Source organism: Zoogloea sp. LCSB751, from assembly GCF_002028455.1.
In the GTDB taxonomy this organism is placed as follows: domain Bacteria; phylum Pseudomonadota; class Gammaproteobacteria; order Burkholderiales; family Rhodocyclaceae; genus Zoogloea.
The window spans coordinates 217,815-234,867 of sequence record NZ_MWUM01000004.1; the positions used below are offsets into that span (position 1 = coordinate 217,815).

11 protein-coding genes are annotated in these 17,053 nt (G+C 65.5%); 3 read left to right on the forward strand and 8 right to left on the reverse strand.

Features of this window, described 5'->3' with window-relative positions:
- Positions 1-104 precede the first annotated feature (104 nt).
- The 3 genes from B4920_RS06815 to B4920_RS06825 are packed head-to-tail and all read right to left on the reverse strand — an operon-like array spanning position 105 to position 3,747.
- Entirely contained in the window at positions 105-863 is a 759-nt protein-coding gene (locus B4920_RS06815) for an ABC transporter ATP-binding protein (RefSeq protein ID WP_079433862.1), read from the reverse strand.
- Positions 863-2,716, reverse strand: coding sequence for an ATP-binding cassette domain-containing protein (locus B4920_RS06820; RefSeq protein ID WP_079433863.1), 1,854 nt, complete (start codon positions 2,714-2,716; stop codon positions 863-865). The genes B4920_RS06815 and B4920_RS06820 overlap by 1 nt, the downstream gene beginning before the upstream one ends.
- The gene (locus tag B4920_RS06825) at positions 2,713-3,747 is read right to left on the reverse strand and encodes a branched-chain amino acid ABC transporter permease (RefSeq protein ID WP_079433864.1); all 1,035 of its coding nucleotides are present in this window, start codon (positions 3,745-3,747) and stop codon (positions 2,713-2,715) included. The genes B4920_RS06820 and B4920_RS06825 overlap by 4 nt, the downstream gene beginning before the upstream one ends.
- A gap of 333 nt (positions 3,748-4,080) precedes the next feature.
- Between B4920_RS06825 and B4920_RS06830 the strand changes: the two genes are divergently transcribed.
- A complete protein-coding gene (locus B4920_RS06830; protein ID WP_079433865.1) occupies positions 4,081-5,028 on the forward strand; it encodes a TetR/AcrR family transcriptional regulator in 948 nt (315 codons plus the stop codon).
- A 128-nt stretch (positions 5,029-5,156) separates the two neighbouring features.
- Positions 5,157-7,739, forward strand: a complete 2,583-nt coding sequence (locus B4920_RS06835; protein ID WP_139379444.1) for a diguanylate cyclase — start codon at positions 5,157-5,159, stop codon at positions 7,737-7,739.
- Positions 7,740-7,767: 28 nt separating this feature from the next.
- Here B4920_RS06835 and B4920_RS06840 read toward each other — a convergent pair whose 3' ends face one another.
- Both B4920_RS06840 and B4920_RS06845 read right to left on the reverse strand, forming a co-directional pair.
- Complete coding sequence (locus tag B4920_RS06840) at positions 7,768-8,916, reverse strand: histidine kinase (RefSeq protein WP_079433867.1); 1,149 nt, start codon at positions 8,914-8,916, stop codon at positions 7,768-7,770.
- Entirely contained in the window at positions 8,909-10,060 is a 1,152-nt protein-coding gene (locus tag B4920_RS06845; protein WP_079433868.1) for an FIST N-terminal domain-containing protein, read from the reverse strand. The genes B4920_RS06840 and B4920_RS06845 overlap by 8 nt, the downstream gene beginning before the upstream one ends.
- Positions 10,061-10,230: 170 nt before the next feature.
- On the opposite strand from B4920_RS06845, the gene B4920_RS06850 reads away from it, so the two are divergent.
- Positions 10,231-11,112 carry a LysR family transcriptional regulator gene (locus B4920_RS06850; protein WP_079433869.1) on the forward strand — a complete coding sequence of 294 codons (882 nt, stop codon included), beginning with the start codon at positions 10,231-10,233 and terminating at the stop codon, positions 11,110-11,112.
- 106 nt (positions 11,113-11,218) lie between these two features.
- Here the strand turns inward: B4920_RS06850 and B4920_RS06855 are convergent, their stop codons facing one another.
- The 3 genes from B4920_RS06855 to B4920_RS06865 all read right to left on the reverse strand — a co-directional run bounded on the left by B4920_RS06855 (position 11,219) and on the right by B4920_RS06865 (position 16,981).
- Positions 11,219-13,828: a bifunctional aconitate hydratase 2/2-methylisocitrate dehydratase gene (locus B4920_RS06855; RefSeq protein WP_079433870.1), complete on the reverse strand. Its 2,610-nt coding sequence runs from the start codon at positions 13,826-13,828 to the stop codon at positions 11,219-11,221.
- 212 nt (positions 13,829-14,040) lie between these two features.
- Positions 14,041-14,427, reverse strand: coding sequence for a response regulator (locus B4920_RS06860; RefSeq protein ID WP_079433871.1), 387 nt, complete (start codon positions 14,425-14,427; stop codon positions 14,041-14,043).
- Positions 14,428-14,434: 7 nt separating this feature from the next.
- Positions 14,435-16,981 (reverse strand): HAMP domain-containing sensor histidine kinase, encoded by a 2,547-nt coding sequence (locus tag B4920_RS06865; RefSeq protein ID WP_079433872.1) that lies wholly within the window; start codon positions 16,979-16,981, stop codon positions 14,435-14,437.
- Positions 16,982-17,053: the final 72 nt, after the last annotated feature.

Consider the following 17,053-nt stretch of genomic DNA (forward strand, 5'->3'; position numbering starts at 1 on the left):
GCTCCTTTGGTCTCGTGCGCCCCTTTGTTGGGGCGTGGTTTCTGGGTGAGCGGGTCTTGGCGCCCGGCTTCGTTTTGGTTTGCTGTTGTCCTTCTACTTGCTGGTCACGTCGCCAGCATGTCCTGGTGCTTGCCGCCGAGGCCCAGGTAGGCCTCGATAACGCGCGGGTCGTCGCGCAGCTGGTCGGCCGGGCCTTCCATCGCCACCGCGCCGGTTTCCAGCACGTAGGCGTAGTCGGCCACCGCCAGCGCGGCGCGGGCGTTCTGCTCGACGAGCAGGATCGACACGCCGCGGCGGCGCAGCTCGGCGATGATGCGGAAGATCTCGCGGGTGATCAGCGGGGCCAGCCCCAGGCTCGGCTCGTCGAGCATCAGCAGCTTGGGCCTGGCCATCAACGCGCGGCCCACCGCCAGCATCTGCCGCTCGCCGCCGGACAGCGTGCCGGCGGCCTGGCTGCGGCGCTCCTTGAGGCGCGGGAAGAGGCTGAAGACTTCCTCCATGGTGTCCCGATAGTTGCGGTCGCCGCTGCGGTAGCGGTGGAAGGCACCCAGCTCCAGGTTGTCCTCCACGCTCATCTCGCCGAACAGTTCGCGCTTCTCGGGCACCAGGCTCATGCCGCCGGCCACCAGGCGCTCCACGTCGGGCGCCACTTCCAGCTGGCCGTCAAAGCGCACCTGGCCCTTCGATTCGAGCAGACCGATGATCGCCGACAGCATCGTCGTCTTGCCGGCGCCGTTGGGCCCGATCACCGTGACGATCTGCCCTTCGCCAACGCGCAGGCTGGCGTTGGTGAGCGCTTCGACCTTGCCGTAGGCCACGCACAGCTTGCTGACTTCCAGCACATTGCGGGTCGTCGTGTTCATCACTCCACTCCCCCCAGGTAGGCTTCCAGTACGCGCGGGTTCTGCTGCACCTCGTCGGGCAAGCCTTCGGCGATCTTCTGGCCGAACTCCATCACCACCACGCGATCCACCAGCCCCATCACGAAGTCCATGTCGTGTTCCACCAGCAGGATCGCCATGCCTTCGCCGCGCAGCTTGACCAGCAGCTCGCCGAGGGCCTGCTTCTCCTTCAGGCGCAGGCCGGCGGCCGGCTCGTCGAGCAGCAGCAGGCAGGGGTCGGAAGCCAGCGCCCGGGCGATCTCGAGGATGCGCTGCTGGCCGAGGGCCAGGCTGCCGGCTTCGGCGTGCATGAATTCGCCGAGGCCGACGCGCTCGATCTGGTAGGCAGCCTCGCGCAGCAGGCGGGCCTCCTCGTCCCGGTCCAGGCGCCAGGCGGCCGGCAGCACACCGCGGCTGCCGCGCAGGTGGGCGCCGAGGGCGACGTTCTCCAGCACCGTCATCCGCGGCAACAGGCGTACATGCTGGAAGCTGCGGCTCATGCCGAGGCGGGCGATCTCCCGCGAGCCGTGGCCGGCGATGGACTTGCCGCGGAACAGCACCTCGCCGGAGGTCGGCGTATCGACGCCGGACAGCTGGTTGAACATGGTGCTCTTGCCGGCGCCGTTGGGGCCGATCAGCGCGAGGATCTCGCCGGCCTTCACATGCAGGTTCATGTCGTTGTTGGCGACGAGGCCACCAAAACGCCGGGTCACGTTCTTCGCTTCGAGGATCACCTCGCCGGCAGTCGGCATGGCCTTGCGCGGCAGCGGCTCGGCGGCGGCATCCACGTGGCGCACCGTGCCGCGGCTCGGCGCCAGGCGGGCGATCAGCGGCCACAGGCCTTCCCGCGCACGCTGCAAGAGCACCACCATCAGCAGGCCGAAGATGATCGTCTCAAAGTTGCCTGACGCGCCGAGCAGGCTCGGCAGCCAGTCCTGCAACCACTGCTTGAGCAGGGTGATCACGCCGGCGCCGACGATGGCGCCCCACACCTGCCCCGCCCCACCGACCACCGCCATGAACAGGTACTCGATGCCCACATGCACGCCGAAGGGCGACGGATTGACGAAGCGCTGCAGGTGGGCGTACAGCCAGCCGGATGCGGCGGCATGCAGCGCGGCGATCACGAAGATGATCATCCGCGAGCGGGAGGTATTCACGCCCATCGCCTCGGCCATCACCATGCCGCCCTTCAGCGCGCGGATCGCCCGCCCTTCGCGGGAATCCAGCAGGTTGCGGGTGGTCAGCACGGCCACCAGCAGGAAGGCCCAGATCAGGTAGAACAGCTCGCGGCCCTCGTCCAGCTCCCAGCCGAACAGGCTGATCGGCGGGATGCCGGTAACGCCGGTGTGGCCGCCCAGGGTGTCCATGGTGCCGAACAGGAAGTACAGGCTGATGCCCCAGGCGATGGTGCCGAGCGGCAGATAATGGCCGGACAGGCGCAGCGTCAGCGAGCCGAGGATCAACGCCACGGTGGCGGTGAGCAGCAGGCCGACCACCAGCGCGGCCCACGGGGACGACGCCCAGACCAGCCAGGCCGGCAGATCCGGGCTGGTGGTGAGCACCGCCGTGGTGTAGGCGCCAAGGCCGACGAAGGCCGCCTGGCCGAAGCTGGTCAGCCCGCCGACGCCGGTCAGCAGCACCAGGCCGAGGGCCACCATCGCCGCCAGGCCGATGTAGTTGAGCAGCGTCACGTAGAACTCGGGCAGCACCGCCGGCGCCACCGCCAGCAGGGCCAACAGCACGAGGGGCAGGCTAAGAGCAAAACGGGTGGCAGGCGCCGAGCCGGGGGTGGGCAGCAGCGACACGGCTGCATTGCGGACGGGGGCGTTCATTCTTCTTCCTCCACGTGGTGGCTGGTGAAGGAGCGCCACATCAGCACCGGGATGATCAGCGTGAAAACGAAGACTTCCTTGTAGGCGCTGGCCCAGAAGGACGAGAAGGACTCCAGCACGCCGACCAGCAGCGCACCGGCGGCGGCGATGGGATAGCTGGCGAGGCCGCCGACGATGGCCGCGACGAAGCCCTTGAGCCCGATCAGGAAGCCGGTGTCGTAGTAGATGGTGGTCAGCGGCGCGATCAGAATGCCCGACAGCACGCCGATGAAGGCCGCCAGCAGGAAGGTGAGCTTCCCTGCGAAGACCGGCGAGAAGCCCATCAGGCGCGCCCCGTTGCGGTTGATGGCGGTGGCGCGCAGGGCCTTGCCGTACAGGCTGCGCTCGAAGAACAGCCACAGCCCACCGATCAGCGCCGCCGACACGGCGACCACCCACACCTGCTGTCCGCTGACAGTCAGGCTACCCAACGCAAACTGGGCATCGGAGAAGGCCGATGTGCGTGCCCCTTCGGCGCCGAAGAACAACAGGCCGAGGCCGACCATCGCCACGTGGATCGCCACCGAGACGATCAGCAGGATCAGCACCGGCGCTTCCGCCACCGGCTGATAGGCGAGCCGGTACACCAGCGGCCCCAGCGGCACCAGGATCGCCAGCGTAAGCGCCGACTGCACGAGCACCGACTGGCTAGCCGGCAGCGCGTACATCAGCGCGGCCAGCGCCAGCGGGTAGCCGAGACACCAGCCGAAGCTGGCTGCCAGCCCGGCCCGGCTGCCGCCGCGCAGCGCCTTCCAGGCATCCAGCCCGGCAGCCAGCGCGCCGAGCACGATCAGCAGCCACAGGGTTGCCGGCACCTTGCCCTGCTGCAGCATGGCCATGGTGAGCGCCCCGTAGGCCACGTACTCGCCCTGGGGAATGAAGATGACGCGGGTCACGGCGAACACCAGTACCAGCGCCAGGGCCAGCAGCGCATACACTGCGCCGGAGGTGATGCCGTCCTGGGTCAGGATCAGCGCAATATCCAGTTCCATCAAAGCCTCCCCGACCTGCCGGCGCCGCGGACCATGCCGCGCCACGCCCGACCCCGCAGGGGAACCGATGAAACCGGAGCTTGAGAGCTCGGTCTCGGGCACATCTGTTGTCTCCTCACATTCCTGTAAGTGGAACCGGACGGCGGCTTGTGTCGCTCTTTTCCGGTAAGCGCATGCTTCATGCTGCAGCGTGAGGCCACTGTATCGTTCACTAACTACCCTGTCAAACACTTGGATAACTAATTAGTTAAAATTTCGGTGACAGGGAAATCGGCCCGCGGCAGGGCCGCCGACGGCTGGTTTAGACTGACGGGGACAGGAAAGGCAGGACACATGGCAACACAACAGGCAACACCCACCGCCACCATGCAGGACAGCGAGGCGGCGATTCTTGAACTGGCGCGCAGCGAGCCCGAACTCGGGCAGGCCGCGGTCGCCCGGCGGCTGCAGGAACAGGGCTACCGCATCTCCCCATCGGGGGTCCGCTACATCTGGCAGAAGCACGATCTGGAAACCACGGTGAAGCGCCTCAATGCGCTGGCGGCCGATTCCACCGAGGGCATGGAGGCGCTGACCGACAGCCAGCGGGAATTGCTGGAGCGCAACTCGGTTACTGCCCGCCTGCTCCACCCCGGCGGCAATGGAGAAAAGAGCACGGACGAGCCGCTGGAGCGCAGCGAGCTCATCATCAACGCGGCGGCCGAGCTGTTCAGCACCGCCGGCTACGACCGCACTTCGATCCGCGACATCGCCAGCCGCGTCGGCCTGCTGCCCGGTTCGATCTACCACCACTTCCCGTCGAAGGAAGAGCTCTACATCGCCGTCCATCGGGAAGGCTTCCGCCGCGTGCTGAAGCGCGCCAAGGCCGCCGGCGAAGGAATTTCAGATCCGTGGGAGCGCCTGCGCCGGGCCTGTGAAGTGCACGTACATGGCATGACAGAAGGCTCGCCGGTGGACCGCATCACCGGCACCAACCTGGCCCTGATCGGCAACGATGACATCCAGGCGCGCATCCAGCCCTTCCGCGACGAATACGAAGAAGTGTTCCGCGAGCTGATAGACGCGCTGCCGATGCGCCCCGACGTCGACCGCAAACTCTTCCGCCTGACCCTGCTCGGCAGCATGAACTGGGTTTACCTGTGGTTCCGCCCGGGGCAGCGTACGCCCGCCCAGATCGCCTCGGCCATGCTCGACATGATCCGCGACGGTGTGGCCCCGGTAGCACCGCAAGCCGGCACCCAAGGCCGCGGGCCGGGAATTACTCACGAAGGGCCGTTATAACTTAAGTCGTAGCGATAGAGCCTATTTATAATTCGGGGGCTCAATTACGTCGCTCCCGACTCCGTGCCATCCGTCTGCTTCCGCTCCGTTTTCGACCCCGTGCCCGGCTCCGTTGCCCGGAGCGCTCCGTGCTGAAACTCCGCATGCCGCGCCTGCGCACCAGGCGCTTGCCGATGCTGGCCTGGCTGACGCTCGTGTTGTCGTGCAGCGCCGTGGGGATCTACTGGTGGCGCGTCGACGCCTTCTACGAGCATCTGAATACCGAAGCGCTGGCGCAGATCAACCTGCGGGCGGTGGAGCTCGCGGATGCCGTCGCCGCCCATACCGAAACCACCATCCGCAGCGTCGATCTGGCGCTGCGCCACGTCCGTGACGAATACGCCGCCGGGCGCGACATCGACGCGGTCGTCCGGACGATCCGCGAGAGTTTTCCCGCCGATGCGATCGTGCAGGTCGCGGTGATCGCGCCCGACGGTTATCTCAAGAAAACCAGCATCGGCACCTTCGAGCGGACCTACCTGGGCGACCGGGAACACTTCCGGGCTCATCTGGACACACCCGACGACAGTCTGTTCATCAGCCATCCGGTGCTGGGGCGGACGTCGGGGGTATGGACGATCCAGTTCACCCGGCCGATCCGCCACAACGGGGAGTTTGCCGGCGTGATCGTGCTTTCCGTCGCGCCCCAGTACTTTGCCGACAGCCACCAGCAGATCGAACAGGGTGGCCGCAACGTGGTCTCCCTCTTCCGCACGGACGGCAGCTACCTGGTGCGTACGCCCCGACTGCTCGATGCGATGGGCAAGCGCCTGCCCGCCGACCGCCCCTTCCTGCGTGCCGATGCGCCGTCCCAGGGAAGCTTCCGGGCCGCCGCCGCCTTCGACACGATTTCGCGCACCTACGCCTGGCGTCGCCTCAGCGGCTATCCGGTGGTGATCAATGTAGGCCTCGAGGAGAATGTGCAGCTGGCACGTGTGAGCGCTGATCGCGAGCGCGCCTATTTCCGCACCGCCGTCGGCAGCGCGGTCGTGCTGCTGCTGGCTGGTGTGGTGTCACAACTGCTCCGCCGCGCCGCCAGCCAGCAGGAAGCCCTGGTCGCCAGCGAGCAGCGCCATCGCTCCTTCTTCGAGAAGAACGTGTCGGTCAAGCTGGTCATCGATCCGGAGGATGGCTGCATCGTCGATGCCAACCCCGCGGCGCTACGTTATTACGGCTATCCGCGCGAAACACTGCTGGGCCTGCGCATGAGCGATCTCAACGGTCTGTCACCCGAGCAGGACCGCCTCGAAATGCACAAGGCCCTGCACGAGGAGCGCATGTTCTTCACCTTCCGTCATCGCCTGGCTAACGGCGACACGCGGGATGTGGAGGTGTATTCCGGACCGGTGGAAGTCGACGGTCGGACGATGCTGTATTCCATCGTCCACGACGTCACCGCCCGCCGCGAACTGGAACTGCGCCTGGCGGCCAGTGAAGATCTCCATCGCAACCTGTTCTTGACCGTCGCCGACGGCATCACGGTCATGGATCGGGATGGCAGCGTTGCAGCCTGGAACGAGGCAGCCCTGTCCATCCTCGGCGTGGACATCGACGGAATGCGCGCACGCAGCTATCTGATGTACCAGGTGGACGGCACGCAGCTGGCGCTCAGCGACTATCCGTCTTCCCGGGCGGCCCGCGGCGAGTTTGTCGATCACCAGCTCTACGGCGTGCAACACCTCGATGGCCGGCGCGTGTGGATCAGCGTCAGCAGCCGTCCGCTGCGCGTCGGAGGGGCGATGGAAGGTGCCGCGGCGGTACTGTCGCTCTCCGACATCACCAAGCTGGTGGAGGCCGAGGAATCCCTGCGGGTGGCCGAATCGGTCTTCGAGGTGGCCAGCGAAGGCATCATCGTCACCGATGCGGAGAATCGCATCATCGCCGTGAACCCCGCATTCTCCGTGCTCACCGGTTACGAACACGACGAAGTGGTCGGCAGAAGACCGTCGGTGCTCGCATCCGGCATCCACGATGCAGGCTTCTACAACAGCATGTGGCAGCGCCTCGATCAGGACGGACGCTGGGAGGGCGAGATCAGCAACCGGCGCAAGGACGGGCGTCTTTACATTTCGTGGTTGCGCATCAACGTGGTGCCGGAGCGACTCGGCCGCGGCAGGCGTTACGTGGGGCTGTTCAGCGATATCACCGACCGCAAGCGTGAGGCCGATGCGGTCTGGCGCCAGGCCAACTTCGACGCCCTCACCGGCCTGGCCAACCGCAAGCTCCTCGAAGACCGCCTCCAGCAGGCCATTGCCCGCGCCCATCGCAACCATACCTCGGTGGCGGTCCTGTTCATCGACCTGGACCGCTTCAAGCCGATCAACGACAAGTACGGCCATGCCGCCGGCGATGAGCTGCTGCGCCAGGTGGCCCGCCGCCTCGAGAACTGCCTGCGCGACGAAGACACCGTGGCCCGCCTTGGCGGGGACGAGTTCATCGCCGTATTGCCCGACCTGCAGATCGCCGATTTTCCGAATCGGGTGGCCGAGAAGATCGTCTCGGTACTGAGCGAACCCCACCGCCTGGGCGCCCATATCGTCGATGTATCCTGCAGCGTCGGGGTCAGCCTCTTCCCCGCCGACGGTGACAACCCGGGCAAACTGATCGCCGCTGCCGATGCCGCCATGTATGGCGCCAAGCAAGCCGGACGCGGCACCTGGCAGCGGGTCTAGGCCCGCATCCTTCCCTGTCCGGCAGCGCTCAACGAGCGACGGTCGTCCGGCTCGCCGGCAGCACGACGGTAAAGGTGGAGCCACAGCCCGGCGTGCTGTCGACCTCGATACGCCCGCCGTGACGCTCGACGATGCCGTAGCACAGGGACAGACCCAGTCCGGTCCCCTTGCCCACCGGCTTGGTCGTGAAGAAAGGATCGAAGATGCGGGCCAGGTTCTCGGCAGCGATGCCGGCACCGGTATCGCTAACGGCGATCCGCACCGTGTCCCCCTCCGCACGGGTCCGGATGGTGATCGTGCCATGCGTCTCGATGGCCTGAGCCGCATTGACCAGCAGATTCATGAAGACCTGATTGAGTTGGGACGGTAGGCACTCCACCAGTGGCAGCTCGCCATAGTCGCGTACCACATCGGCCTTGTACTTGATCTCGTTGCGCACCACGTTGAGGGTGCTGTCGATGCAACTGTGGAGATTGGCCCACTCCCAGACGTTTTCCCCGACCCGCGAGAAATCGCGCAGATCCTGCACGATCACGCGGACCCGTTCCGTGCCCTCCAGCGACTCCTCGATCAGCGGCGCCATGTCAGTCCGCAGAAAATCGATGTCCGCCGCGCGCCTGGCCTGCTGCACCCGGACCGCCATCTCCGGGTCGGCCTGCAGGCGCGCGTCGCAGGATTCATAGACGGCCAGCAGCTCCAGCAGCTTCGCCGCGTAATCCTTCAGGGTGCCGAGGTTGGAATTGACGAAGCAGATCGGATTGTTGATCTCGTGGGCCACGCCCGCTGCCAGCTGGCCGATGGAGGCCAGCTTTTCCGACTGCAACAACTGGCAATGGGCATCCTCGAGCTTGCGGATCAGTATCTTCTGCTCCTCCTTCTCGCCCTCGAGCGCCGCCTGTGTCAGCTTGTGCTCGTCGATCTCCCGCTCCATCCGTGCCTTGGCCTGCTGCAGTTCCCGGTTCATCGCCTCGTTCTTGCGCAGCGCTATCTCCAGTTCCTGGGTCCGCCGGCGGACCTGTTGCTCGAGCAGCAAGGTGTTCTGGAACATGCCGAAGCTGCTGGTCTGCGAGTTCATCGACTGCTCGGCACGCTTGATCAAGGCAGCCACCACCTTGTTCAGGCGCACGATCTCCGCCTGCAGGGCTTCCTCGCCCTGGCATTCCCGATGCTCAGCCATGGCCGCGCTCCCGACATTCACCGATTGCCAGCCCGGTCAGGGTCTGATTCACATGCACGCCCCAGAACTGTTCGCCATAGGTGCAGAAACCGACGAAATGCTCTCGCCGGTAAGCCTCGTCCACCGCGGCCTTGAGCCCCCGCTGCACCATCTCCAGGTTGCGCAGAACGCAATCGAAGCCCAGCACCAGCTGCGGCTCGCCCAGTGCATCGTGAATGCCCTGACAAGTCTCCCGCAGGTTGGCCAGCAGATCGGTACTGCGCGCCACGCGAAAAACCAGACCCTCTTCGACGGCACAGTAGAAGGTCAGACTGCCGTCCTGATTGACACTGCGGATCGCGCGCACGTAGTCCGAGCCATTGATGACCACCACCACCGGCGCCGCGGCGAAGGCATCGGGGCGCAGATCCTCGACGCTGACGCCGGCGATCCGGGCGTACTCGCCGGCGGCCGGCAAACCGTTGATCTCCGTCACGACCCGCCGGCCCGCATCGGCCGCAGTCACTACCAGGCGTTCGTCCAGGCATTCGAAATGCTGGGTCTTGAAGACATGCACCGGACAGTCGGTGTGGGCCACCAACAGCACCGCAGCGTCCTCATGGAACACACCATCGAAATAGACCTGGGTCCTGGTAAAGCACAGATCGTCGCCGGCCGATCCGCCCACCAGCGGCAGATTGCCGATACCGTCCTGGAAAGCCCGCGCAACCAGCTCTTCGCGGACCGACAGACCATCCACCAGCATCAGCGCGAAGCCGTTGCGCCGGGCCCCGTCACGGGCCTCCAGGGTGTCGTACAAGGAATAGGCGAAGCGTCGCCCGGCATCCAGATCGAAATCGGCAAGTCCGGTCAGCAAGGCCGCCAGCGCGGTGAAGTGCTTGCCCGGGAAGCTCGCCCCGGCGAGGCTCCTGTCCCGGTAACCGGCCGGACCGATCTCCCCGGCGGTCGTACAGCCCACCACCGTGACGCCGTGGAAGCAGGCCCGCATTTCTGCCGCCAGCGCTTCCAGGTCATAGTGGCTCGAGCAGAAGAACAGCACGAACGACATGTCCGGCTGCACGACCCCCGCGTGGAACTCACGCACGGCCTCGGCGGCATCGACGGCACAGGAGTGGGCGGAACGACAGACTTGAACGGCATCCATAGACGGCTTCTCTCGACAGCAAGGGCCCCGATGCGCCTCGCCGCAGCACTCTGCCGGAAGCCCGCGGGATTGGGAAGGGCGTATTACTCGCTGGTTTCCGACAGTCGCGAAGCCATGTGCTGGGTGATAATCAGCTTCCCCGGCCAAATGCCCGGTACTCGACACCCGCCATGATCGCCCGCAAGTATCTCTATCTCATCGCACTGGCCCGGGAGAAGCACTTTGGCCGCGCAGCCGAAGCCTGCCACGTTTCCGCCTCAACCCTGTCGGCCGCCATCCGTGACATCGAGAATGAGCTGGGCGTCACCATCGTCGAGCGCGGCCAGCAGTTTTCCGGTCTGACCGTGGAGGGCGAGCGAGTGCTCGAATGCGCGCGCCAGATGGCTGCCAGGACTGAAGGACTGCACCAGGAGCTGGCACAACTGCAGGATGGCCTGTGCGGCCGCCTACGGCTTGGCGTCATACCCACCGCGCTCACCGCCGTTGCCACCCTTACAGCCCCCTTCGCGCGCCGCCATCCGCACGTGGACATCGAAGTCCTGTCGATGAGCACCCAGCAAATCCTCGCCGGCCTGCGCAGCTTTGAGCTGCATGGCGGCATCACCTATCTGGAGACGGCGACCAGCGACCTGTCGGCCACGCCCCTGTGGCGCGAGAACCACGTTCTAATCACCCCTGCGGGCGGCCCCTTCGAGCGCCGGGAATGGGTGACCTGGCAAGAAGCGGCAGAGCTTCCCCTGTGCCTGCTGCCTCCCAACATGCACAACCGCCAGACCATCGACAGCGTATTTGCCACCATCGGCCACAAGCCGCAGCCGACGCTCGAAACGGACTCCATCGTCAGCATCCTGGCCCACGTGGGGGCTGGCCACTGGTCGAGCATCGTTCCGCGCGCCGTGCTGGACCTGATCGGCGTCCCCAACGGCATTCGCGCTTACGACCTGCGCGAGCCGGTCGTGGAATGGGCCACCGGCCTCCTCCTGCTCAACCGCCCACAGCGCTCACCGATGGCAGACGCCCTGCAGGCCGAAGCGCTTCGCCTGGAACACTGAGCACCGACGGCGCAGCGCCAACCAAAAAACACGAAGCCCCTGCCGGTTTCCCGGACAGGGGCTTCGTCATCGACAGCCGGGCCAGGCCCGGCATATCGAGAAGGTCTTACACCTCGACGGTATCGGCAACTTCAACGAAGGCCGGAATCTGGTCGAAGTTCATGTAGCGGTACACATCGGCCGCCTTGGCGTTAACCGCCTGAACCTTTTCCTGGTATTCGGCGACGGTCGGCAGGCGGCCCAGCAGGGCAGCGATGGCGGACAGTTCGGCCGAAGCCAGGTACACGCGGGTGTCGATACCCAGGCGGTTCGGGAAGTTACGGGTCGAGGTGGACACCGCGGTGGAACCCTTGCGGATCTGCGCCTGGTTGCCCATGCACAGCGAGCAGCCCGGCATTTCCATGCGGGCGCCGGCCTTGCCGAGGACGCTGTAGTAGCCTTCTTCGGTCAGGATCAGCGCGTCCATCTTGGTCGGCGGAGCGATCCACAGACGGGTCGGGATGTCGGACTTGCCGTCCAGCACCTTGCCCGCAGCGCGGAAGTGGCCGATGTTGGTCATGCAGGAACCGATGAACACTTCGTCGATCTTGTCGCCGGCGACTTCGGACAGCACCTTGACGTCGTCCGGGTCGTTCGGGCAGGCCAGGATCGGCTCGGTCACGTCGGCCAGGTCGATCTCGATCACGGCGGCGTACTGGGCGGCGGCGTCGGCCTTCAGCAGGGTGCCGTTGGCGATCCACTCTTCCATGGCCTTGATGCGGCGCTTCAGGGTGCGGGCATCTTCGTAGCCTTCCGCGATCATCCACTTCATCAGGGTGATGTTGGAACGCATGTACTCGACGATCGGCTCCTTGTTCAGGGCCACGGCGCAGGCAGCGGCAGAACGCTCGGCAGCGGCGTCGGACAGCTCGAAGGCCTGTTCGACCTTCAGATCCGGCAGGCCTTCGATTTCGAGGATGCGGCCGGAGAAGATGTTCTTCTTGCCCTTCTTCTCGACGGTCAGCAGGCCGGCCTTGATGGCGTACAGCGGGATCGCATTGACCAGATCGCGCAGGGTGATGCCGCGGGCGGTGGCGTCGGCCATCGTGCCCTTGAAGCGCACCAGCACGGATTCCGGCATGTCCAGCGGCATCACGCCGGTGGCAGCGGCAAAGGCAACCAGGCCGGAACCGGCCGGGAAGGAAATGCCGATCGGGAAGCGGGTGTGGGAGTCGCCACCGGTGCCGACGGTATCCGGCAGCAGCAGGCGGTTCAGCCAGGAGTGGATCACGCCGTCGCCCGGACGCAGCGCAACGCCGCCACGGGTGGAGATGAAGGACGGCAGCTCGCGGTGCATCTTGACGTCCACCAGCTTCGGGTAGGCGGCGGTGTGGCAGAAGGACTGCATCACCAGGTCGGCGGAGAAGCCGAGGCAGGCCAGATCCTTCAGTTCGTCGCGGGTCATCGGGCCAGTGGTGTCCTGGGAGCCGACGGTGGTCATCTTCGGTTCGCAGTAGGTGCCCGGCAGGATGCCCTTGCCTTCCGGCAGGCCACAGGCACGGCCGACCATCTTCTGGGCCAGGGAGTAACCGGTGCCGGCATCGGCCGGGTTCTGCGGCAGGCGGAACAGGGTGGACGGCGGCAGGCCCAGGGCTTCGCGAGCCTTGGTGGTCAGGCCACGACCGATGATCAGCGGGATACGGCCGCCAGCACGGACTTCGTCGAGGATGACCAGGGTCTTGAGCTGGGACTCGGCGATCACGGCGCCGTTCTTGAGCGCGGTGACCTTGCCGGTGGCGTCGTCAACCTTCAGCTCGATCTCGTCGCCCATGTCCATCTGACCGGCGTCGATTTCGATCGGCAGTGCGCCGGCATCTTCCATCGTGTTGAAGAAGATCGGGGCGATCTTGGAGCCCAGGCAGACGCCGCCGAAACGCTTGTTCGGAACGTAGGGGATGTCTTCGCCGGTGAACCACAGCACGGAGTTGGTGGCGGACTTGCGGGAAGAACCGGTACCGACCACGTCACCGACGTAGGCGATCAGGTTGCCCTTGGCGGCCAGGCCTTCGAGCTGCTTCAGCGGGCCGCGGGAGCCCGGCTCGTCGGCTTCGATGCCCGGACGCGGGTTTTTCAGCATGGCCAGCGCGTGCAGCGGGATGTCGGGACGGGACCAGGCATCCGGAGCGGGCGACAGGTCGTCGGTGTTGGTTTCGCCGGTGACCTTGAAGACGGTCAGCTTCTGGCTGGCGGGAACAGCGGGACGGGAGGTGAACCACTCGGCGTCGGCCCAGGACTGGATCACGGCCTTGGCGTTGGCGTTGCCCTTGTCGGCGAGTTCCTTGACGTCATGGAAGAAGTCGAAGACCAGCAGGGTCTTCTTGAGGCCTTCGGCAGCCACGGCGCCCACTTCGGCATCGCCCAGCAGATCGATCAGGGGCTTGACGTTATAGCCGCCCAGCATGGTACCCAGCAGCTCGGTGGCCTTGGCGCGGGACACGAGGCCAACGGACAGCTCGCCCTTGGCAACCTTGGCCAGGAATTCGGCCTTCACCTTGGCGGCGTCGTCCACGCCGGCGGGAATACGGTAGGTCAGCAGTTCCACCAGGAAAGCTTCTTCGCCGGCCGGCGGGTTCTGCAGCAGCTCGACCAGAGCTTGGGTTTGCTGCTTCGACAGGGGCAGCGGCGGGATACCGAGGGCAGCGCGCTCGGCAACATGCTGACGATAGGCTTCAAGCATGGATACATCCTTCCTAGACGGTGGTTACGTGACTGTGGTGCTGATGCGCGCGACCGGACGATGCAGACCCGGGGCGCCTCTCCCTAACCGACTGGCACCATTGTTATGAATGACCAGGGCCAAGTCTTATATATATTATATTTTATTTCTCTCAGGATTGTGCGCCTGCACCAATCCAATTTTGCAGGCCGATTGCACTTCCCCCGCCGCCATCACCTGTTGAAACAGGCGGCCAGTGCATCCTCGACAGCCTTGAAGGTGATCGGCTTGATCAGCAGCTCGTCGAAGCCGGCGTTCAACAGACGCTGCTTTTCATCGGGCAGCGCATGGGCAGTATAGGCAATGACCGGAAGACCGCTGAAACGTGGGTCGGCCCGCAGCACGGCCAGCACCTCCTCGCCGGACATGCCGGGCATGCTGATGTCGAGCAGGACGATGTCGAAGGCGCCTGCCGCGAGCTTGGCGAGGGCTGCCGGACCGTCCTCCGCCTCCTGGGCCTGCAGCCCCAGGCGGCCGAGGAAGGCGACCGCGAGGCGCCGGTTGATGGCGTTGTCGTCGACAACGAGGACTTTTTTTTGCTCGGGAGACAGCTCACTCATGGATGAATCAGGAGCCGGGCTCCTGCACAGGAAGATGAAAGGTGAAGGTCGAACCTGCGCCGACCCTCGACGTCACGGACAAGCCACCGCCCAGAAGATGGGCCAGCTCCCGCGCGAGGGCCAGGCCAAGGCCCGATCCGCCGTGATCGCGGGTCACGAAATGGTCGAGTTGCCGGAACCTCTCGAAGACGAGTTCCAGCGCTTCGGGCGGAATACCGCGACCGGTATCGAAGACGGCAAAGGCGAGCTGGGCACCCTCCCGACTGACCCGCAGACCGATTTTGCCATTTTCGGTGAACTTCACCGCATTGTTCAATAGATTGTTCAGGATCTGGCGAACCCGCAGCGCGTCGGTATGGACCGTCGCGGGCAGATCGGCGGCCAACTCCAGCTCCACCTCCAGCCCCTTCGCCCGCGCGTGGGCCCGGTGTGCGCCGACCAACTCGCTGGCGAGACGTGCCACATCCACATCCAGGGGCTTGAGCTCGATCCCGCCGGCCTCGATCTTGGCCAGATCCAGGATGTCGTTGACGATGTTGAGCAGATGCTCGCCCGAACTGTGGATGGTGGCCGCAAACTCCCGCTGATCGGGCTCCGTCAATTCCAGACGCAGCAACTCGGAATAGCCGAGGATGCCGTTCAGCGGCGTGCGCAGCTCGTGGGACATGCTGGCAAGGAATTCCGATTTCAGCCGATACGCCTCCTCCGCCTTGCTGCGCGCCTCTTCCGAGCGCTGGAAGGACTCCTGCACCGTGTCGGCCATGCGGTTGAAGGAGCGGGCCAACTGCCCCATTTCGTCATCCGAATGCACCTCCAGCCGATGGGACATCTCACCGGTCTCGAAACGGCCGAGCCCCTGGATCATGTCGGTGATGCGCCGGGTGATGAACTGGGCCATCCAGATCGCCACCACGATCACCAAGCCTCCCATCATCAGGGTAGACAGGCCCAGGGCCGTCGCCGTTTCGGCCAGGTTTCGCCCGATGGATTCGAGCAGTCCCTGGCGCCGGGCCTGAAAGTCCCGGTCCCGCTCGGCAATGGTCGCGCCGATGCGCTTGGCCGACTCGGTGGCCGCGCGGTGGAAGTCATCCACGTTGGCACCAATGGTCACAAAACCGAAGCCCTGCGGCGTCCGGCCGTACTGGCCGGTGTAATAGGGGATGGCGGCGGCGGTCGTGAGCTTCCAAAGCCCTGAGAAGAAGATCTCGAAAGAGCCTGAGCCCCCCTTTTCCGTCAGTTGGTTCCACCCCGTGCACTGGGGGGAAAAATTCAGATAGCGACAGTCCAGCGCCACCGTGCCGGCCTTGATCTGCGCCGCAGCCGGTTTCTTCTTCAAGGACTGTCCGTCGAAAGGCTTCACCCCGGCCAGAAAATCCTGGGCCGACTTGCCGGATGCCTGCCAGGCCTCGTACAGGGATTGGTCCAGCCAGGACACCACCGGCTTTCCAGTGGCGGGATCGTAGCCGGGGATGAAGTAGTCCCGTGGATGGGAAATCGCCCGGCTCTTGTGATCCCACATGAAGGCGTAATTGCCGACGATGGCATCGCCGATCTGTGTGTAGCGGCGATCCGTAGGGCTGAGCCGGTCGGTGAACTGGCGGATATGGTCATGGTCGAGCGCCAGCGTCACATACCCCGTCACCTTGCCCCCCTTCAGCACCGGCATCGCCCAGCGCACGATGGCGCGGAAGCGCTTGCCGACCGGGTTTTCCGTACCCGCATAAGCAGACTCCTCCGGTCTGAAATCGACACCGGCCTTGCGCGCGCTTTCCGGAAGGTATACGCCGATCACCCGGCTGCCCACGTAGGCGCCGATCACCTCGGAAACGTAGATCTCACCCGGCTTCAAGCGTTTGAGCTCTGGCCAGTAGCGCTCGGCCTTGAGGAAGGTGCCCTCGGGTCGGCTCACGTCCCGCAGACCGGGCTGGGTCAGCGGCCCCGTCGTGACCTTGACGCGCTCCCGTCCCTGAGTGTCGACAAAACTCATTTCGACGAACAGCGGGCGCCGCTCGGGAACGCCGAGCAATTCGGGCGGCCGCGCGCTGAAGGCCTTGGCGTTGTCGCCAAGAGCCTGACGCGGATCGGCCGCCAGCCTGGCATCAGCCGTTTCGGGCTCGACGGGCTCCCAGCGCTTCTGGTCCGCGGAAAGCTGCCAACGGCCATGCCCATAAAGCGTGCGACTGCGGTGGGCCAGGAAACGGCGGTAGGCCTCAGCATCGGGGGTCAGCTCGGCTGCCTGGCGCACGTCGGAATCCCGGTCATAGAGGAAAGCCGCCACCGCCCGGGCCGTGTCGGTGGTCAGCCGCTCCATGCCCTCCCGGGCCCGATCGTCGAGGGCTTTGATGGCATCGCCGGTGGCCGCATCGCCCACCTGCTTGACGGTCGCCAGCATGGCTTCCGCCATGGCTTCCGCCTGGCCGCTGACGCTCTGGCCAAGCTTCTGGGCCATGCTCCATGCGAGCAGGGCCAGCAGTACCAATGGAACCACCTTGATGACCACGAAGATCGCGATCAATTTGGCGCGGATCCCCTTCATCCACGTTCCGAGCGCCATGCCCCTCCCCACTGCCGACGCGTCATTGCAGGACCGCCGGCCACCCCGTTATCAATCGGATATTTTTTTGAT